This window comes from Pelagicoccus mobilis (genome assembly GCF_016595505.1).
Classification (GTDB): Bacteria; Verrucomicrobiota; Verrucomicrobiia; order Opitutales; family Opitutaceae; genus Pelagicoccus; species Pelagicoccus mobilis.
In genome coordinates, this window is record NZ_JAENIL010000010.1 from 124,914 (window position 1) to 144,910 (window position 19,997).

The following is a 19,997-nucleotide window of genomic DNA, read 5'->3' on the forward strand; positions in this document are numbered from 1 at the left end:
CGCTAATCTGCAATCACCAATCAAATCAGATCCATCATCAGCCATCCGTCTTCCCAGTGCAAAACCAACCCGACAGCCCAGCGTCCGATCACCCATCACAGATCACTGATTCCAGATCACCGATTCCAGATCACCGATCTGGCGTAGCCAGCTACGTTCTGGTCACACCTGCCTACAACGAAGAAGCACTCATCTACAAAACGATCGAGTCCGTTATCGCTCAGAGTCACAAGCCAGCCGAGTGGATCATCGTCAGCGATCGCTCATCCGATCGTACCGATGAGATCGTCAAAGAATACGCCAAACAGCACCCTTGGCTGAAGTTACTGCGTATCGAAGATAACGAAGAAAAGGGCTTCGCTCGCGTCGTTACAAACACTGAGACAGGCATCCGTAGCCTCTCATGCAAAAACTACCAATATCTCGGGCTACTCGATGCAGACGTCACATTTCAGTCAGACTATTTCGAACGTTTGAAATCGAAATTTGAGGAAAGCCCCCAGCTAGGACTCGCTGGCGGCGTCGTAATTGACATCGGCACACCTCGTGACGTATTCCCCCGTAACAAGCAGGAAGTCCCCGGCGCGGTGCAATTCTTCCGGCGCTCGTGTTTCGAATCCATCGGCGGTCTCATCCCAATCCCTGAGGGTGGTTGGGACGGCATGACCGCCGCAATGGCTCGCATGTCCGGTTTTGAGACCAGACTGTGCACAGACCTCGTTGTCGATCACCACAAACCTCGCAACATCTCTCAAGGGGGAGCTCTAAGAAGAAAATACCAGATGGGCACCCGCGACTACGCCGCTGGCTACCATCCCTTCTTCGAAGTCGTTAAATGCAGCTCACGCGTCCTACGAGAGCGCCCCTACTTCCTCGCCTCTCTCGCCTGGTTCTACGGCTACCTCGTAGCAGCCCTGAAACGAAACACCAGAATCGTCCCCGAAGACGTGGTAAACTACATCCGCCAAGAACAACTCCGACGCCTATTCGGATCGCGGACCAGCAATTAGTAATCAGCGATTAGCCATTTCATTCTCTCGTGTCAGACCAACCACACAGTTCCGTTCCCGATCCGCGATTATCGACCACAGATCACCGATCTAGCGCAGCCAGCCCCAAAGCTTCCATCGTCATCGTAAATTGGAACTCCAAGGATTACATCGCAGCTTGTCTTAGATCACTGGAAAAACACGAAACAATCGAAGATCTGCAAATCATAGTCGTCGACGGAGCTTCCTACGACGGCATCGAGCAGCTTCTCGGATCAGAGTTCCCCTACGTACAGTTCATCCAGTCCCCCGAAAACATAGGCTTTGGACGCTGCAACAACCTCGGGGTAGAGCAAGCAACCTCCGACTACCTACTTCTTCTAAATCCCGACACAGAGTTCATTGCCCCAACCATCGACAAGATGATCACTTGGCATCGAAAGTTGCCTCAAGCCGGTATCCTCTGCCCCCGTCTGCTCCTCACCGACGGCAACCTGCAATACAGTAGCGTGCAAGCCGCCCCTACTCCCCTCAACCAGGCCCTCGGTAGCGAATTCCTGCAAAAGCACTTCCCAAAGTCCAAACTCTGGGGCACATACCCAGCCTATTTTCGAGACCCGCCAACCTCTGTGGAAGCCGTCAGCGGGGCTTTCATGTTTATGCACACCGAAACATTCAAATCCGTCGGTGGCTTCAATCCCGCCTACTTCATGTACGCCGAAGACATGGACCTCTGCCTACAGATTCGTCGCGCCGGTCTGCTCAATTATCACATCCCCGATACTGAGGTCACCCACCATGGAGGGGGAAGTTCCAACAAGCAAATTAGTGAATTCTCTACTACAGCGATGCGCCAAGCACTCAAACAATACATGCTTTCCAACAATGGCCCTCTGAAAGCAAAGCTGTATCAACTCGGGCAAGCTATCAGTGCATTAACTCGCTGTTTACTTGTCTTACTAATGTGCATTTTCACACAAAAGAATACACGTTGCACACCCTCCTTTCAGAAATGGAAAGCAGTATTAACTTGGTCAATATCCGACAAAACAATCAAATAATGTGAACATTTCCAGCACAACATGCAAACAGCAAGCCATAAAAGCCAGACAAGGTTCAATCGAAGTTCTGAGAATCATCTCCGCTCTATTTATATTGCTCTTCCACATAGATCAAAGTCCTTACAAAAACATTTCACACTCAGGACTAATTTGCTTCATTATCATCTCTATCGTCTTTCAATCTAAATCTGCCAACAAAACATCAGCAAGAGACTACTATAGTAAAAGAATCACAAGAATCTCAAACCCTTGGCTGTTTTGGTTCACTGCTTACCTTATAATAAACATTTCAACACAAAAACCATTATTTCCGCAATCTCACGGAATCGTAAACAATATCCTAACAGGTCCATGGATCGGGCTCTGGTTCTTCCCTTTTATCCTTATCACATCGATAACAATCTTTCCAATAATACGCTCTTTATCAAAGACTAATTCTGCAATCAGAATCGCGTTTTATAGTGCATCAACTTTATTACTCCTAACACTATACAGCACACTCAAAGCGACAACCCAAACGCCATGGCCCCAATGGCTCCGTGCACTCCCCAGCATTCCACTAGCCCTAATCACTTACGAGCTGACACAATTCAAAAAACAGAAAACAATACCGACAGCTTCACTCACAGCATTCACAGCGTTGTCCTGCACCCTTCTAGCACCAAGCCTAACTACGACCTACACCATCGCTACCAGCGCAACAGCAATAGCATTTTCGTTAGAAAAATTCAAATCCGCAAAAATCTATCAAATCAGCTCCCTTTGCCTAGGGGTTTACGTCACTCACTCAATCTACATTAAAGCGTTAAACAAAGTAGTTCCAAGCGCGAGCTCTAACTTTGCAGCAGTCTTCGCATTCTCTGCAATCCTTTCATTCCTCGGAGCCTACATTTTATCAAAAACCAAGCTTCGTCTGCTTATAACCTAGCCTGCTGTAATAGTTCTAAAAATAATATAGTGACTAGAAAAGCACCTCTTCCAAACTAAAGGATCTAGCCGGTCAAACTCTAGCGACACTTTCACTGTAAAAAAGATGAACGGACCAGCCATTTTTATCACTTTAGCCCTAGTTATTCTTCAGTTTTCAATCAAAAGAAAATGGGCATTCGTACCACTTCTAATTGCCGCAATACACACCTCGCACATACCCAACATAGCAGATTTCACAACAGTTCGATTCGTTCTCGTGGCAGGAATAATCCGCAGTTTCTCCCTAGTTCCATCGCTATTTCAAGAAAAGCAACAAATTGACAAGCTCATCATAATAATGGGGGCTGTACTGCTCATAAGCGGAATCGGGCACGACCATGCATACGGAAACCCATTCAAGTACAGAATGGGGCTCATCCTGAACATAACTGCAACCTACTTCTATGGCCGCATCTACATCAGAACAACTGACGACATCTATAACTACTTCAAGGCAACAACAATAGTCCTAATCCCTTTTGCCATCCTGCTACTCATGGAGTCCGCAGCGGGAAGCAATTACTACACAATAGTTGGAGCACGCCTCACTGATTCTATACAACGTCTAGGAAAAATAAGAGCCGCCGGTCCCTTCGGAACCCCTATTTTAACCGGAACGGTCGGAGCCCTAAACCTAGCATCAGTATTCATCCTCTGGAAAGGCAACCGAAAACTTGCGATAGTAGCAGCTTGCTCGTGCATATCGATAATGTTAGCTTCAGCCTCAAGCACCCCTTTCGGAGCAGCATTCATATTAGTTACTATCACACTGCTCTATAAACATAGAAAGCACTGTAAGAGATTAATTTGGACGGGAACCGTTTTGCTCGTCATACTTCACTTTGTCAAAGAGAGGCCAATTTGGTACCTCATTGCACTCGTTGACATCGTCGGAGGCTCCACAGGCTGGCACCGTTCTAGACTAATCGACCAAGCCTTCTTGCACCTCAAAGATTGGTGGCTAATAGGCACAGACTACACAGCCAACTGGATGCCCTACAGCCTACCATCCATACCAAACCACTGCGACTTAACCAACTACTACATCCACCTCGGAGTCATCGCAGGAATGCCTGCTGCACTGATCCTCGCATTCATCAACTATAAAGCCATTACACAACTAGCAAGCATTGGCATTAACTACAAAGACAAAACTAGCTACATCTCATGGATATTGACAGCAACGGTAACAACCCACGCAATAACCTTCCTTACAATCTCCTACTATGACCAAATATATGTATTTTTTTACATATCTATAGCAATGGTACCAGCAATTTTAACAGCACAAGACAGAAGCAAAATTATAACTAATTCGCAATGAGCTGGATCCGACGACTAAAAACTAAAATCCACACCAAGATCGTAACTCGCTCCTTTCACCATATAGGACTTAAAGCAGCAATCGAATCCCCTGTTCGAATAATGGGAGGACAGTTCATAAGCCTAAAGAAAGACAGTTTTATCGGAAGCGACAGTTGGATTGCCGCAATCCCGGGAAAGACTGGCAAAACGATACACCGAGGGACAACAATCAACATTGGAGAAAATGTATGCATATCCGGCCATTGCACCATCACCGCAGCAAGCGATGTAACAATAGAGGATCAGGTCCTCATAGCCAGATACGTATACATATCTGACCACTCGCATGAGTACAAATTAGAATCAATCCCAATAAAAAACCAAGGAATAACAAAGCCCTCTCCCGTACGAATAGGCAGCGGCTCCTGGATAGGTCAGAGTAGTGTAATTTGCCCCGGAGTCACCATCGGACGCAATTGCGTAATAGCAGCCAACTCCGTTGTAAAATCAAACATTCCAGACTACCACATCGCCGCTGGCTCACCAGCAAGAGTTGTGAAAAAAATAAAAACAGACGAAATCAATCATGAATAGTAAAAGTTTATATACAATTTTCATATCAGCACTAATATCATGGACCACCAACGGGCAAGATACTACTGCTACTTCAATCACGCAATACGGGATTACGTGGAACTTCTCTGAAGAACACCAAGTAGGCAAGTTTATCAACGGGGACTACTATGTTATAGCACCTGAATCCGGAATTCAGATACAGTCAGTTTCACCCAAACCAGAAAACAACAAAAACGGATCTATGCTCAACCCACAAGTGGGTGGCACACAAGGATACGACAATTCAATACTAAACTACGACACTAACGATACCCTCAATTTCCCAACAGTAGTATTGGCAGGCAACTCCCTAGTATCAACGGTAAGCCTAACGGATTCAGACCAAAAGAACGGATACTACTACCCCACTTGGAATTCAGATCGTATTTCAAAATCACAAGCCGCGCTGAAGACTGCCGCTGTATTGACGATACTAGCCGAAGCACCACCGAAAGACTCATTTCGCCCCCCTCTCGTAGGCAAAAACAAGAAGATATACAGATTCTCTGACATAGGAATGTCAATCCTGCCAAAACTTCCTTCTCCCTTGATTACCGGAGACAAGATAGAGTACCTTTCGAGGGGCCTTGAGAGGCCTTGGCTTACCCACCTTTCAGGCTGGACATGCAGAAGGATGCATCCAATTGAAAACATGAAAAATTACCACGAATACGTTGGGATGTTCCTGAGCGAGGCGAGTAGTCTAGCACTTACAGATAAAGCAACAGATGATTTCTTAATACGCTACATCCAAATGGGAATAGACATGTACCATACCTCAACAGAGGGATATGGCGATTCATCATTCTTTAAGTGGCCAGTGATATTCACAGGCCTCCTTCTTAACGATGAGAGCATGCAAAACGTCTTCATTGAAGACAGAAACAAAACACCTGGGCGAACAGAAAAATTGTTTTACTTCTGGAAAGATAAAAAGTCCACTATCGAATCCAAAATAGTTCCTCCTGGGCAAACCTACTCAGGTGAAACGGTATTCTTTCGGAAGCAAATAGGCAACTCAGAATACGAGCACCTCCACCCGTCTGAATGGCACCTAGCAGACAATGGAGGAGGCGGAAAAAGTGAGAGATACAGACATTGTTGCGACAGTCATCCTCACATTGGTATGATTTTGTGTGCGCAGATCCTAAACAAGACCGAGCTCTGGAATGACGACGCTGCCATAGCGTACGCCGACAGGTGGATGAATGAAAAACCAGAAGAATTCCTACCACTTATCGAGGAAGCTGACTACTCCATCACCCCAAGCTCAGGCAACACCGGCTCAAACTTTATCAGCGACATGTGGCTCCTATACCGCCACACCGAGCCTCCGGAAAACCCTTCGAACCTCGAAACCGTGAACTGAATTACGATGAGCAAAAGAAGTGTGAGAAAATCCGAATTGAGATTTAGGAGACAATGGGTCATCAACAGAAAACCTAGCGTCGATTCAGACTTGTGGATCAAAACCCCCCTAAAAAGCGGAAACAATCTATTAACACACCGAGATCTACGCATCCAAATACATACGAGCGAGATGAGGACAATTGCAGTCTTAGGTGTAGCTATTGACGACACTCGCCCAAACCAGAGAATTGACCTATCGGATGCGTCGACTCTGAACGATGCTATAAATAAAACGATAAATCTAGCCGGCTATTATGCAGTTGTGTTCTCCACCGAGGAAACTGACTATATACTTACTGACCCAGGGGGTATGATGGGCACGTACTATAAAGACGGCGAAGCTGGCTCATCAATAAACCTCCTCTCCGACATTCAATATGACAATACCGTCGTCGATTCATTCGACTTTAGAGACACGGACGACTGGTACACCGGATCAACAACCCCATTCATCGGTGTCAAGTATCTCCTCGCAAACCACGTTCTCAATCTAAAAACTGGCACAATCGAGCGTTTCTGGCCAACTCGCGACTGCGGCGAACTTTCCCACGAAGAAGGGGTTCAGCAATGCTGCTCAATACTCAAGCAATCAGCAAGCAGTTACGTTGGACTGGGAAAAGTATTGGTGTCACTCACTGGCGGTAGAGACAGTAGAGTCAATCTAGCAAGCATGGTAGACCACGCACATTCCATAACGACATTCACGCTCGCTTCACCTAGCATCAAATCGTGCGATGTCGAGATACCCAAATCCCTGACATCCATCGCTGAACTTAATCATCTTGTCATACCGGTCAAAGAGAACGACGCCGAAACGCTTTCTTTTTACGACGAAATATCCGCAGGACTAGCCATCGGCGCAAGACGGGAAGTTGCATCAACTTGCAAGCAGCTATCCACCGAAAACTTCATCCACATCAGCGGAAACCTAGGTGCGATAACTAAATCTTTTTTTTGGCACAACAAAAACCCAAATTCGGTGAAAGTGTCCGCACTACTAAAAGAATTCATCGCCAAGCCGCCCTGCATTAAAGAAGGCGTCGTCGATTGGCTCAACACAGTCCCCACTGGATTAAGGCCAACCTTCGTTTACAATCTAATGTACCTCGAACAGCGGGGAGGCCGATGGATGGGACCAGGCGAAAACGCATCATCCCTATTTTATCAACCAACAAGTTTATTTTGCTCAAGGAGGTTAGTAGAAACGATTTGTAGCATGCCTATAAAAACGCAAATCGGCGGGCTGCTACTCGAAGATTTGGCAAAAGAACTCTGGCCAGCAGTGGGCACGTTCCCTTTTTGTAAAAACACAAGGGGAATTACTTCATTAATACCAAGAAAAATAAAGAACATCATCAAAAAGAGAATCACCAAGTTGAAGTAACCATTATCGCGGTGCGCTCTCAGTAATCTTCACTGCCCTCCACTATACAAACAACCCGATGCGAGTATCTGCAATAATACCAACATACAATCGTGCGAGCTCTGTTCTGAGTGCCATCAAAAGCATCCAAAGACAAACATACGATAATATCGAAATTATAGTAATCGACGACGGTTCGACCGATAACACAGAGTCATTGATCAACTCACTAGCGGAGCCCAATCTCATATACAAAAAGCAGAAAAATGCAGGACCATCAGCCGCTAGAAACTTGGGGGCGAAAATTGCCTCCGGAGAAATTCTCGCATTCCTTGACTCAGATGACAACTGGCTACCGACTAAAATCGAAGAACAAGTAGTCCTTTTGCAGAAGGTCCACAGCAACGTTCCTTGCTGTATATGTGATTCGACCTCGGGCATCGGGGCGAGAACATCCTTTCAAAATGCAAAAATTAGCTTCGACTCAAATCAAGCGCTGTGGCTCAACCCACACGAGGTACTAGCAACTAGATTCGTGCTCTTCAACCAAGTAGTAGCAATCAGAAAAAGAGCCTTTATCGAGTCCGGAGGATTCCGTGAAGAAATACGACTCCTCGAAGACTACGATCTTGCGGTCAGACTAGCGAAACTCGGTCCTTGGGGAATTGTTAACAGCCCGCTGACAATCAAGGATAACAGCACCGATGGCATTGGTGTACTCGCTATGAAAGACAAGAAAGCGCACAATAAGGCAAAGAAGCGAGTATATCAGCTCCTTATCGACGATATCGCCTACAAAACAGAACGAGACCATAGGCAGCTCCGCCGTTCACTTGCGAAAACGCTCTGGGAATCCAAAGCCCTAACGGCACTAGATTCGACTCGCACTCACACCAAACTACTTGGACGAGCACTGATTTTCATGATCGATGCAATTAGCAAATTACAACAAAAGTCGCCGTACTGGCCCAACGCGAAATACATCCCGATAGATTGACGTGGGAACCCCAAGAGATGAATTGCACAATCACTGTCATCATCTGCTCAAGAGACAACACTGCCTCATTAAGCAAAACCCTAGAGAATATATCCAGCCTGCGAGTTTCCCCAGGCTGCGAAGCGGAACTGCTGATTATCGACAATTCTTCAGAACCGCTCTACGAAACGTTGGTTCGCGATTTCAAGAGCGAAGAGCTTAACGTGCGTTGCGTGCACGAGCCCAAACCAGGCTTGAGTGTAGCTCGCAATACGGGGTTAAGGAACAGCACATCCGACATTATCGTTTTTACCGACGACGACGTTGCCCCTGAGGCAGATTGGCTCTGCAATCTGACTGGCCCAATTCGTTTGGGAGCAGCCGATGCCGCAAGAGGCCGCATCACGCTAGCTCCGCATTTGATTCGTCCATGGATGACCGAGACTCATTTCCACTGGCTCGCATCTCCTACCAGCGACTCACCAAACAACAAATGGCTTATTGGAGCCAGCATGGCGTTCCATCGCCGAGTGCTTCAAAAAGTTCCGCAATTCGACGAATCTCTTGGCGCAGGAGCTTTGGGTTTCTGCGAAGAGCAACTATTCGCCATGCAGTTGGTCGAGGCTGGATATACCATCCACCTCGCAGAGAATGCCCAAGCGATCCACTACCCAGACCTGAGCCGCCTCGATAGAAACAAGTGGATCGATCAAGCAATACGAAGAGGAGCTTCCGTAGCGTATTTAGAGCACCACTGGCTACACAAAAGATACACCTTCTCACGGTTGAGACAACTCTACGCACACCTAAAACTTATCCTCCGCTCTTCAATAACAAGCGTCAACCGGAGGGGCGACGCCTCTTGCCCTGAATGGGAGATGTCATATCACGTACAAATAAATAAGCTAAAATCCTATACCTCGATCAAAAACCAAACACGCCGATACAATCTGCGCGGATTATCTCAATTACGATAACGAGCCGTAACGCATATAAATCAATGTCTACGAAAGACCTTTTCGAAAACCCTCCAGCCTACGCCGAAACGGATCCATACCTCTTATATTTGACTACACTAGGGGATAAAACCGTCTATGTTAAATCCTACATAGGAAACAGCGGCGATTCCTTAATACACCTCGGAACAGTCGAACTTCTGAGCGCACTAGGCATACAGCAAACGCTAAATCCACTACACGCAGATGTAATACTATGGCCCGGAGGAAACCCAACCATGTGGGAAACAAACATTGCCACCTGGAAGGAATGCTGGACTCAGTGGCCGGACAAGGAATTTGTGGTTGGCCCCGCCACCTTCCAAGGAGGCTCTTTCGGATGGCGGGAACTCATAAAAGACACCCCCCAACTGGCTGCGGCGTTCGCACGCGACCCTGCCAGCTACCAGAACCTCAAATCCGCCACTAGTGGGTCCACCAAGAGCATCGGGCTTAGTCATGACCCCGCGTTCTACCTAATGAAAGCAGACTGGCTCCACGACCATCGGGTATCTGCGACAGAAGAATACACCCTTATATGCCTCCGCAACGACCACGAATCATATACGGAACCACCTCTGTTTACAAAACTGATACCTCGACCATTCAATGAGCCGTTCGATCGCAAGTTTCTGCGACGAGCAAGACAGGCAACCGCACGATCTATTGCCCAGCAGCACCCTGATGCTCCAACCCAAACTCACGATGCATCCTTATATGACTTCCAGAGCTTCCTAGAGTTAGTTCGAAGGGCAAAGCGAGTACACACAAACAGACTTCACTGCATGATCCTAGCCACACTGCTAGATAAAGAAGTCCACATCCACCAAACGGGATACTCGAAACTAGAGGCCGTGTACCAACACAGTATTCGTGACTGGCATAAAGCAACGATCACACAAAACCAGAAACCATAGGTTGTTTAGCATGCCAAATTCCGGTCCTCGAGAACCGTACAACCTCACCCCAGACAATGACCCCACGGTCAGCCTAACCAAGCGCACCATCAATGGATCATTGGTAAACATTACGGGGCAAGGCTTTAAGCTACTGATACAGACAACTTGTACCGTAATTCTCGCGCGGCTAGTAACCCCAGCAGAATACGGTCAGTTTGCGATGGTTGCATCGTTGCTCAGTATAGTCATTGTCATCAAGGATATGGGCCTCTCGATGGCAACAATACAAAGGCCGGAAATCACTCATCAACAGATATCGAATCTTTTCTGGCTAAACACAAGTGCAGGACTTCTGGCAATGACCCTGATAATGTGCGCAACACCAGCAATAGCCCTTTTTTATGGCCGAAATGATCTGCAGGGTCTCGTAATCGGCTTCGCTATTCTAACTCCAATCTCGTGCATTGGCGCACAGCACCTTGCGATCCTAAAGAGGAAAATGAACTTTTTTAGAATCGCTGTCATCGAATTAATGAGCATCACAATTGGATGCACTGCTGGGATAATAGCAGCCCACCGCGGATACGGCCCCTTCGCCCTGCTAGTAATGGCTACTTCTACCGCCATCGCAAACACCGCTTTTCTCTGGCTCGGTTGCAAATGGCGACCTTCCCTGCCACAAAGAAAACAAGGAACCCGAGACCTCGTCACTTTCGGAGGCCAGCTGACATTCAGCAGCCTCATAGGGTACGGAGCCAGAAATCTAGACAGCGTCCTGCTTGGATACTTCAAAGGGGCTACCGAGGTCGGTCTGTACAATCGAGCCCAACACCTCATTGCAAAACCGCTGAGCCAGGTCATGAACCCGATTATGAGTGCAGTTCTCCCCGCCTTCGCACGAAAATCCGACGACTCCAAGGCACTCGAAGCAGCCGTAACAAAAGCCCTATCGACCCTAGCACTGTCCGGCAGTATCATCGCTACCATATGCATAACAGCATCGGAAGAGCTCGTTTCGATCATGCTTGGCAGCGACTGGCTTCCTGCCGCCCCCATAATATCTATACTGGCTTTCTTTGGCATTATAGAGCCATGTTTCTCCCTCCTTTGGAACCTAATGGCCGCAACAGGTAACAGCAAAAAACTTATATACTGGCAGATTTTCAGCAGCCTTATTATTGTAGTTGGCATCACCTCTGGACTCCCATGGGGAGCAACTGGCGTGGCAGCCGGATTCGCCATATCCAGCTTACTCATAAGAGCACCTGCTATGATGATATATTGCTCAAAAACTGTAAATATATCTACAAGAAAAACAGTACATTCAGTAACCCCTTATGTCTTAGCAAGTTTAACTGCAGTAATCTTTACTTTCCTTACCACAAGGTCATTACCCATCGAGAACATCGTGCTAACGGCAATCGCCAAGTCCTCAATCGCTACGGCCTTCTACGCGTGTGTTGTTTTTTTGTTCAAAAGTTCGCGAACTTTCACAATCGACACACTTCGAAGTGCAGTGTCCATAGCAAAATCGAAACTAAAAAGGAAGTAAGGGACACCGAAAATAGGCAGAGAATGAGTCTCCTGCATATCATATGTATATATCTTACCTCAACAAAAGCGGTCATAATGTTCAACGAACATTGAAATTCGCAATTAAACCTCAATAAGCTAAGAAATATTTATCCCCATTAATCGTCCTGGCGCCCGACATTAGAGCCCCCCCAAAAAAAAACATCCTACCCGTCCAGCATGCCCCTCGCAATCCAACAGCCGTTCTTTTTCCCCTATCTTGACTACTATTCATTAATCCACGCCTCCTCGGAGTGGATATCTTTCGACACACCTCAGTATGTTCGTAAATCTTGGTACAACAGGAATCGAGTCCTGAAACCAGACGGAACACCACAGTGGATCACCGTTCCCGTTCAGAAACATTCCCAAAGCACCCCTTTTAACGAAATAAAAGTCGCTTCTGGACACGACTTGAAAGAGGAGCTGCTCAGAAAACTCTGGCACTACCGCAAAGTCGCGAAAAATTACGACGAAACAATTTCTCTAGCCGCCCGTGCATTTAGTTGCCCGCACCCCAAACTAACCAGCCTCAACGAACATATCCTAGCCACAATCTGCGATTACCTCGAAATCCCATTCAACCCAGTACGTTTTTCCAACTTCGAAAAGAAGCCACCCCTAAACACTGCGGCAAACATGTGGGCCGTAGAGATTTGCAACCAAATCGGAGCGAGATCGTACGTCGCCTCCAGCAACTCCATCGGCTTCCTCGATCCAAACGAATTCGCCAAGAGAGGCATTCAATTGGTATTTCTTAGACCATCAGCCAGGACATACCAACAGGGGCCCTTTGATTTCGAGGCGAAACTCTCGATACTCGATGTCCTAATGTTTAATTCACGAGCTGATTGCATGAAGCTGGTTAGCGACTACAAGCTCGTCAGGAGCCAAGGCATCTAGGAAAAACTAAGCCTAATAACAAACTCGCCGTATGTGCACACCCCTGAAGAAACAGGAGCAAGTAGCGGCAGCTAGCGTAGCGCAACGCCAGAGTACACAATATTCCAAATGAAAACAGTACTCATACTAGGAGGAACCATGTACCAAGTACCCGTTATCGAGTACTGCAAACAAAAAGGATACCGGGCTGTGACCTGCGACTACATCCCTAGCAATCCAGGACACAAATACTCGGACGAGTACCACAACGTTAGTACAACCGATATTGAAGGAGTTCTTAGCCTAGCGAAAGTGATACAGGCCGACGCAATTGTTGCCTACGCATCAGACCCTGCGGCAATTACCGCTGCACGTGTTGCACAAGGTTTGAAACTCCCCGGAAACTCTATCGAAAGCGTTGAGATACTATCAAACAAATCAAAGTTCAGGCAATTCCTGGAGAAGAACAGATTTAGAACTCCGAAAACAGTTACCATAAAAACCCTTCAAACAATAGAAAAAGACGTTCAAAAACTATCCTACCCATTAATTATAAAACCCGTTGACTCATCCGGAAGCAAAGGCGTTATCAAAATCGACTCGCCCGATAAACTATCCGAGTCATTCGACCAATCGATACGTTTTTCTAGATCCGGCAGCGTAATCATCGAGGAGTTCATTGATAAAATAGGGCCTATCTTAGGCGGCGAAGTCTTTATTGAAAACGGCAAACGCCTAGCCTCTTTCCTCGGCGACCAACTATGCGACGCCCAGCTAGCTCCTTACACTCCCTGTGGAATGATTTTTCCCACTAGACGGCCACCGGAAATCCAGCTCAAGGTTCTGAATACAGTAGAGACTATTGTGAACAAGCTTGGTTTTTCATCCGGCGGCGTGAACATCGAATTCTTGATAGACCAAAAAGGTGAACCAATCGTCATCGAAATCGGCCCACGCACCGGAGGCAATCTATTGCCTGAATTAGCGACGATTGGCACAGGATTTGACTTTGCCGGAAATAGCGTCGAAACCGCACTCGGAAACAAGCCTGCCCCCCTCAAACTAAACATACGAGACCAGAACCTTGCATACTACGCCGTGCATACGAATGACGCAGGCATCTTAAAGGAAGTAACTTTTAGCGATAAACTATCCAGACACATATCAAACTATATACAGCTAAAAAAAAGAGGCGACCAAGTCGAACCGTTCCGATCAGCAAATCATTCCCTCGGAATTTTACTACTGAAATTCGACAGCCCACAGGACTCACATTCAATAATGTCCATCATTGATAAGCACATCAACGTCCAACTCGAAATCAGATAGCCCGACAAATAAATACTATAGCTATTCGATTCATTCCTCCCATCCATCAGCATGCACCCCCCCCAAAAAAAAGCTCCTCTTGTGAGCGTAATGACCCTTGCCTACAATCACGAAGAAACAATCGAACGAACGATAGTTTCAGTCCTAGACCAGCAAACAAATTACCCATACGAACTCGTAATCGGGGAAGATTGTTCAACTGACAAAACGAAAGAAATAGTAAGGAGCTACCAAGAGTTGCACCCTGACACAATTAGAGTCGTCCAGTCCGATAAGAACGTAGGTGCAAAAAAAAACAGTGCTCGGACCCTAGCGGCACTGCGAGGTAAATACCTAGCCCTATGCGAAGGAGATGATTTCTGGCACGACCCCCGAAAGCTGCAGAAACAAACAGAATTCCTAGAAGCGAACCCCGAATACGTGCTAACGTGCTCTGACTATAATGAGTACTATATCCATTCCAAAAAAACGGTCAAAAGCTATTTAAAAAACCGGCTAAACTCCTCTATTAAAGAAGATCAGTCTATTTCAGAAATACTAAGCGGCCAGAATCAGATACTTACCTGCACTACACTTTCGCGACTAGATTTGGTACGTCAAATTAGAAGTGAAGACCCATTCTTGCACACGAGCGGCCATTTCAAAATGGGCGACACCCAGCTTTGGGCCGAACTTTCACTTAAGGGAAAGATACACTTCTCAAAAGAGTCGCTCGCCACTCGAACAATGAATCACGAATCTGCGACCCGCAGCAAAGACGAGCGTAAGGTTCTTCAGTTTTGGATCTCGAACCTTGAGATGGTTCAATACTTATCCGAAAAATATAATATACTAAAAGATCGCAGAGAGCTTCTTTCGTATTCCAAAGCTCACAAAGAACTCAAGTTAGCGATCCTTGAAGATGACTACGTCAGAGGTCTAGAAATCGCCCACAAACTAGAGAACAAAAGACACTCTGACCGAATTCTCATAGCTGCAATGCATCGCCCCCTCATTAGAAAGCTTACCAAGCTAATTTTAAGGCTAAAACACTACTATCGATCCAGAAGCTAAGACCGAGCAGAAGCATTCCCCCGCCCCCTGCCCTGACTTAGCGACAGCTAGATAAAAGCTCCACAAAAGCCTTCAATCGCAAAGCTGCAGCCAAGCCAATATAGATAGTACCTCCCGCGGCAACCAGAACAGGAACGGTGATAACATGATCGATGTCGAGCTGGCCTTTCAAAAGGACGAGAGATAATCCCATTATCAAAGAAACAAGACCAGAAGGCAACGTCTCAGCAAACTGGACACTCAGCGAATACCCCAGCAACGTTTTCGCATAATGAGCGTTTACGAAGAGCGACAAAACAGAAACAGAAATCTGCCCCCAGATGATCGCCTCAATCCCAAACATCCAGGTGATAGACAAAGCCAGGGCCGATAACACTTTCTTGGCTATTTCTATCCTCAAGAAAAGATCCGAGCGTCCCAGAGCCTTGAGCACATTCAAATTTACCAAATGAAAGGGGTAAAGCGCTCCCGCTAGACAGAAGAGCTGCAGAAATATGACCATCCCACCCCATTTCTCAGTTAACAGCAAAACAACCAAAGGCTCGGCAACGACGATCAGCCCTATCGTCATCGGAAACGAAACAAAGCACAAAGACCTGAGCGCCCCTCCCACGCTTTCCCTCAGGGCCTCGACATCATCCTGCAACCTCGAATGCAACGGAAACATTACCCGAATAGCAACCCTCGAAAGAACTTGCGATGGAAGCTCATACATTGCCTTCGCCCTGAAATACAACCCCAAGCTGTCCAATCCAAAAAGTCGCCCCACGACCAATCCGTAAGCATTTTCAAAAATTGAGTTCAACCCGCCGGCAAACAACATGTGCCCACTATACCGCATGTATCCCTTGACCGCTTTCAACCTTACTTCACCCCGCAGAAAACGTCCTCGGTCGGGACACAAAGCCACTACCATCAAGGTCCTAATTCCCGTTCCAGCAACTTGTTGCCACACCAAGGCCCAAACTCCATATCCGCAAAATGCAAGCGCCAAACCCAAGCCCCCGGAGAGCAGCACGGCAAGAAGCGAGGCTACAGCAAGAGGACGAAAAGACAACTCTCGCTCCATTAACGCTGCGGGGACAAAACTCACCGAGCTGAGAAAAACAACAAAAGCCATCCAAGGAGTCATCTCCCTAAGTTCAGGAGCTTGATAAAGACTCGCCACCAAAGGTGAGCAAAGACACAATAACAGCGACAAAGCTACTCCAAACAGGAGGTTAACGAAAAATAGAGCACGAATTTCCTCAGCTCTGGGATTCTGCTTCTGTACAAGAGCCGAGCCAACTCCAGATTCAGCGAGCATGGTTGCGGTACTCACAAAAATAGTGACAGCTCCTATCAAACCAAACTGTTCAGGTAGCAACAGCCGTGCTAGCAATACATTGAGAACAAATCGAGCGGCTCGTGTACCAGCACTATCAACGAAGCTCCAAAAGACCCCCGCAGTAGCAGACTTACTGAGCGTGCTCATTCAAGTTATTGCTTCTTTCGGAGCTCAGAAGCGAGACTCAAGAGTGCAACTCCTTGAAAAAGTGCTCCACATATCGCCAAACGAGTTCCGCATCAGAGATGGCCATACCTGCAGACAAAGGCAAGCAAAGCACCCGCTCCGCCACCGAACTCGCAATCGGGCAGTCAAAAGTCGATCCAGCAAGAAATGAGAGCTGATCGAGACTCGGATAAAAATAGCGCCTCGCATTTACTCCACGCTCCGTCAAATACTGAACACAAGCCACTAGAACCTCCTCAGATCCAAACAAAATTGGAAAGTAAGCCCAGTTCGGCTCCGTGCCCACTCGCCACTCCAACCTGTTCAAGGGCAAATCCGAGTTAGCAAGACAAGCCGCATAAACACTCCATATCTCCCGCCTGGTCGATATGAGCTCGTTGATATGTTCAAACATACACACTCCCATCGCTGCATGCAATTCGCTCATCTTGGCATTGATTCCCACTCCATGAAAAGCGTTTGGCCCATTGTGCCCAAAGCGCCTCATCCATTCTATACGTTCATCAACCTTGGGATCCCTCGCCAATACAAATCCCCCCTCGACTGTGTGAAACACTTTCGTGGCATGGGTACTAACCATACTGGCATCGCCCCATTCTAGCAAACTCCTCCCCTTGTAGTTTACCCCAAACGCGTGGGCTGCATCGTAGATCACGGGAATCGAGTGGCGGGCAGCGATACGCTCTATTGCCTCAACATCACAGGCATTGCCATAAACATGAGTCGCGAGTATCGCCTCGGTACGAGAATCAATGGAAGCTTCCACAGCTTCGGGATCAATTGTCAAACTGCTCGACTCAATGTCCGCAAACTTAAGACGCAAACCATCCCAACGAGCACTAGAGGAGGTAGCAATATAAGTGAAAGGAGTTGTGACCACATCACCCTTGATACCCATCGCCTTGAAAATCAGTTGGAGACCTAGAGTACCATTCGAAACACAACGAATGGGATACGACACCCCATGAAACTCCTGAAGCCTTAACTCCAACCCCTTAACAAGAGGGCCACCATTAGTGATATGACTTCGATCCCAAATCTCTCGCAGGTACCTCATATACTCCTCGACTGGAGGGAGGTAAGGTTTGTTTACGACAAACTGAAAAGCTGCTGGCTCAAGATCTTGCATTGGATTCTAACTCTAATGATGCCTAATCGGCCTATTCATTAAAAGCTGAAGCTTTGACGAATCCATGCAATACAAACAATCAGATCAATTTGAGCTCGTAATCTAAACAGCAAAAAGCGAGCAGCTCGAGAGCGGCTCGCTTCGAAATTCTAAAGAGACCTATGACTATCGGCGACGACGAGCTACCGCGAGTCCTGCAAGTCCTAGACCGAGAAGAGCAAGCGTTGTGCCGGAATCCGGAACGTAAATGATCTGATTCTGTACGTTATTTCCATTTTCGTCTGTCAAAACCAAAACCTTAACAGCCGCACCAGAGTAGTCGTCCAAGTATCCCGCCACATCATCAACCATATCCACGAAGATGTTGAATCCGAGAGCGTCCTTTCCTGGAGCACCGAATGCGCCTTGTCCTTCGAGATGCCAGATTGCCAATTGCAACATACCTGCAAGGTTATCATTGGCAATGTCGGTTGGATCAAACAGCGAACCGAATACAAACTTAGTGTATAGTATCGCAGTCCCCTTCGAAATAGCATTATTCGAATTGGCTGTCAGGCCGCCAGTCTTGTCCTGGATGGAGTAATCATAAGTTCCTGGTAGGCTGATATCCACACCGTACTGAAGGCAGAACGTGTAGAATGAATCGCCACCGACTGGATTGGCCTCAAAAATACCGCCACCAGGGAACAGATCCCCATCGAGGTCAGTATCTAGTAATTCAACTTCACCGTTGTAAGAGAGAGCGTTTGCCAGAGACGCGACACCAAGGGCAGCAACCGCGAAGAGTGTTTTGAGTGTATTTTTCATGATTAAGTTTGTTTGAGAATGGATTAGAAATTCTGCGTTTGGATCTGTGACAATGCAACAGCCGCGCCAAGACAGGCAAAAGGAGAGTTATTACCGACTACTAACCACCGTTTATAGACTGATATAGAGTTACTTACGAACTTCTTAATTAATTTCTTTTTTCTCTTTCAGAAATTCCAATCCACTAGACCTGTAGGGTTTTCTTACAAATCCGCGGAGGGAGATTACCAATTGCCGTTTATCCATTACTGATCAGTGACTTATGAAGTTTTACAGGATTTTGTAAGATTATTTAACACCCTGCAAAACATAGCTCTGCGATGTTAACCTAGAAACGTTAACTACTGATTGATAAAGACTTAAGATGCATATTAACTCACACATTGAGAACGAGAGGATCACATCAGCCCGAATGGGCCAGAATAGAGACCGGACGATCCGAGGGATACAAATATACTCCCAACCTAAAATCCTGTCGAACTGCAGGGGCAAAAACATCAAGCACCTCGCTTCCGTCTTCGCGTGGAGCTACGACGTGACAAGTCCGTCTTCGCAAAACGCTGTGCCGTGACAAGTCCGTCTTCGCAGAACGCTACGACGTGACAAGCCGCTCGGATCGGTAATCAGTAATCGAGGATTCGCCAACTCGACAAAGTTGGCTTCCACAACACGATCAAGCTTCGCGACCTTGGCTTACTTAGCGGTTAAAAAACACCTCGAATCCGCTCAATCGGTAATCGGTGATCCGCAATCGGTAGTCAGCCATCATCCACAACCTACCATCGTTTTCAGTGACACCTGCATGGGCGGAACGCCCATCCTGACAACAAACAATTCGAAATGGGGCAGGTTGGCTTCGCATCAGGTATTCTTCTGCCCAACCCCAAATCTGAGTAAGTTTAGCGGTTAAGAAAAAACTGATCACATGCTGCCGCAAAGCGGCACTATGTTGCCCGAAGGGCACTAGGCAGCAAAGCTGCAGATGTTAATGAACACCACTCCCCGCGGTCGCTCTATCCGCTCCGCGGAACATAATGCTCAGTGAACTGAGCAGCAGATGATGTTTCGTCGCGCTGGTGCTCCTCCTACCGAAGCCGGAGGCTGACACTTGAGGAGTGCCAACGAGGAAA

The 19,997-nt window shown here is 47.0% G+C and carries 17 protein-coding genes; 14 read left to right on the forward strand and 3 right to left on the reverse strand.

The features are described from left to right. The first annotated feature begins 56 nt into the window (after positions 1–56). From JIN87_RS07085 to JIN87_RS07150, 14 genes are all read left to right on the forward strand, one after another. Positions 57–1,010 (forward strand): glycosyltransferase family 2 protein, encoded by a 954-nt coding sequence (locus JIN87_RS07085; protein ID WP_200354841.1) that lies wholly within the window; start codon positions 57–59, stop codon positions 1,008–1,010. Positions 1,011–1,039: 29 nt separating this feature from the next. Further along, a complete protein-coding gene (locus JIN87_RS07090; protein ID WP_200354842.1) occupies positions 1,040–2,050 on the forward strand; it encodes a glycosyltransferase family 2 protein in 1,011 nt (336 codons plus the stop codon). A 1-nt stretch (position 2,051) separates the two neighbouring features. Continuing rightward, entirely contained in the window at positions 2,052–2,978 is a 927-nt protein-coding gene (locus JIN87_RS29025; protein WP_200354843.1) for an acyltransferase family protein, read from the forward strand. Positions 2,979–3,083: 105 nt separating this feature from the next. Continuing rightward, on the forward strand, positions 3,084–4,343 hold the full coding sequence (locus JIN87_RS07100) for a hypothetical protein (protein ID WP_200354844.1): 1,260 nt from the start codon (positions 3,084–3,086) through the stop codon (positions 4,341–4,343). A 101-nt stretch (positions 4,344–4,444) separates the two neighbouring features. Continuing rightward, the gene (locus JIN87_RS07105) at positions 4,445–4,918 is read left to right on the forward strand and encodes an acyltransferase (RefSeq protein ID WP_200354845.1); all 474 of its coding nucleotides are present in this window, start codon (positions 4,445–4,447) and stop codon (positions 4,916–4,918) included. Next, entirely contained in the window at positions 4,911–6,308 is a 1,398-nt protein-coding gene (locus JIN87_RS07110) for a hypothetical protein (RefSeq protein WP_200354846.1), read from the forward strand. The genes JIN87_RS07105 and JIN87_RS07110 overlap by 8 nt, the downstream gene beginning before the upstream one ends. 6 nt (positions 6,309–6,314) lie before the next feature. Further along, positions 6,315–7,733 carry a hypothetical protein gene (locus JIN87_RS07115; RefSeq protein ID WP_200354847.1) on the forward strand — a complete coding sequence of 473 codons (1,419 nt, stop codon included), beginning with the start codon at positions 6,315–6,317 and terminating at the stop codon, positions 7,731–7,733. A 58-nt stretch (positions 7,734–7,791) separates the two neighbouring features. Further along, entirely contained in the window at positions 7,792–8,709 is a 918-nt protein-coding gene (locus JIN87_RS07120; protein ID WP_200354848.1) for a glycosyltransferase family 2 protein, read from the forward strand. Positions 8,710–8,726: 17 nt separating this feature from the next. Further along, complete coding sequence (locus JIN87_RS07125; protein WP_200354849.1) at positions 8,727–9,665, forward strand: glycosyltransferase family 2 protein; 939 nt, start codon at positions 8,727–8,729, stop codon at positions 9,663–9,665. Between the two features lie 23 nt (positions 9,666–9,688). After that, complete coding sequence (locus tag JIN87_RS07130; RefSeq protein ID WP_200354850.1) at positions 9,689–10,600, forward strand: polysaccharide pyruvyl transferase family protein; 912 nt, start codon at positions 9,689–9,691, stop codon at positions 10,598–10,600. Between the two features lie 10 nt (positions 10,601–10,610). Further along, on the forward strand, positions 10,611–12,134 hold the full coding sequence (locus tag JIN87_RS07135; protein WP_200354851.1) for a lipopolysaccharide biosynthesis protein: 1,524 nt from the start codon (positions 10,611–10,613) through the stop codon (positions 12,132–12,134). A gap of 200 nt (positions 12,135–12,334) precedes the next feature. Then, positions 12,335–13,057 carry a WbqC family protein gene (locus JIN87_RS07140; RefSeq protein WP_200354852.1) on the forward strand — a complete coding sequence of 241 codons (723 nt, stop codon included), beginning with the start codon at positions 12,335–12,337 and terminating at the stop codon, positions 13,055–13,057. Between the two features lie 108 nt (positions 13,058–13,165). After that, a complete protein-coding gene (locus JIN87_RS07145) occupies positions 13,166–14,365 on the forward strand; it encodes an ATP-grasp domain-containing protein (RefSeq protein WP_200354853.1) in 1,200 nt (399 codons plus the stop codon). 51 nt (positions 14,366–14,416) lie between these two features. After that, the gene (locus JIN87_RS07150) at positions 14,417–15,418 is read left to right on the forward strand and encodes a glycosyltransferase family 2 protein (RefSeq protein WP_200354854.1); all 1,002 of its coding nucleotides are present in this window, start codon (positions 14,417–14,419) and stop codon (positions 15,416–15,418) included. Positions 15,419–15,455: 37 nt separating this feature from the next. Here the strand turns inward: JIN87_RS07150 and JIN87_RS07155 are convergent, their stop codons facing one another. The 3 genes from JIN87_RS07155 to JIN87_RS07165 form a co-directional block, all read right to left on the reverse strand. Continuing rightward, positions 15,456–16,892: a lipopolysaccharide biosynthesis protein gene (locus tag JIN87_RS07155; RefSeq protein WP_200354855.1), complete on the reverse strand. Its 1,437-nt coding sequence runs from the start codon at positions 16,890–16,892 to the stop codon at positions 15,456–15,458. Positions 16,893–16,929: 37 nt separating this feature from the next. Continuing rightward, positions 16,930–18,060, reverse strand: coding sequence for a DegT/DnrJ/EryC1/StrS family aminotransferase (locus JIN87_RS07160; protein WP_200354856.1), 1,131 nt, complete (start codon positions 18,058–18,060; stop codon positions 16,930–16,932). A 165-nt stretch (positions 18,061–18,225) separates the two neighbouring features. Further along, positions 18,226–18,867 carry a VPDSG-CTERM sorting domain-containing protein gene (locus JIN87_RS07165; protein ID WP_200354857.1) on the reverse strand — a complete coding sequence of 214 codons (642 nt, stop codon included), beginning with the start codon at positions 18,865–18,867 and terminating at the stop codon, positions 18,226–18,228. Between the last annotated feature and the right edge of the window lie 1,130 nt (positions 18,868–19,997).

Bases quoted from the DNA above. Each gene is read 5' to 3' on its own strand.
- JIN87_RS07120 (WP_200354848.1), top strand. From the start codon at position 7,792: ATGCGAGTATCTGCAATAATACCAACATACAATCGTGCGAGCTCTGTT.
- JIN87_RS07100 (WP_200354844.1), top strand. From the start codon at position 3,084: ATGAACGGACCAGCCATTTTTATCACTTTAGCCCTAGTTATTCTTCAG.
- JIN87_RS07140 (WP_200354852.1), top strand. From the start codon at position 12,335: ATGCCCCTCGCAATCCAACAGCCGTTCTTTTTCCCCTATCTTGACTAC.
- JIN87_RS07130 (WP_200354850.1), top strand. From the start codon at position 9,689: ATGTCTACGAAAGACCTTTTCGAAAACCCTCCAGCCTACGCCGAAACG.
- JIN87_RS07135 (WP_200354851.1), top strand. From the start codon at position 10,611: ATGCCAAATTCCGGTCCTCGAGAACCGTACAACCTCACCCCAGACAAT.
- JIN87_RS07115 (WP_200354847.1), top strand. From the start codon at position 6,315: ATGAGCAAAAGAAGTGTGAGAAAATCCGAATTGAGATTTAGGAGACAA.
- JIN87_RS07155 (WP_200354855.1), bottom strand. From the start codon at position 16,892: ATGAGCACGCTCAGTAAGTCTGCTACTGCGGGGGTCTTTTGGAGCTTC.
- JIN87_RS07110 (WP_200354846.1), top strand. From the start codon at position 4,911: ATGAATAGTAAAAGTTTATATACAATTTTCATATCAGCACTAATATCA.
- JIN87_RS07145 (WP_200354853.1), top strand. From the start codon at position 13,166: ATGAAAACAGTACTCATACTAGGAGGAACCATGTACCAAGTACCCGTT.
- JIN87_RS07150 (WP_200354854.1), top strand. From the start codon at position 14,417: ATGCACCCCCCCCAAAAAAAAGCTCCTCTTGTGAGCGTAATGACCCTT.
- JIN87_RS07160 (WP_200354856.1), bottom strand. From the start codon at position 18,060: ATGCAAGATCTTGAGCCAGCAGCTTTTCAGTTTGTCGTAAACAAACCT.
- JIN87_RS07125 (WP_200354849.1), top strand. From the start codon at position 8,727: ATGAATTGCACAATCACTGTCATCATCTGCTCAAGAGACAACACTGCC.
- JIN87_RS07165 (WP_200354857.1), bottom strand. From the start codon at position 18,867: ATGAAAAATACACTCAAAACACTCTTCGCGGTTGCTGCCCTTGGTGTC.
- JIN87_RS07105 (WP_200354845.1), top strand. From the start codon at position 4,445: ATGGGAGGACAGTTCATAAGCCTAAAGAAAGACAGTTTTATCGGAAGC.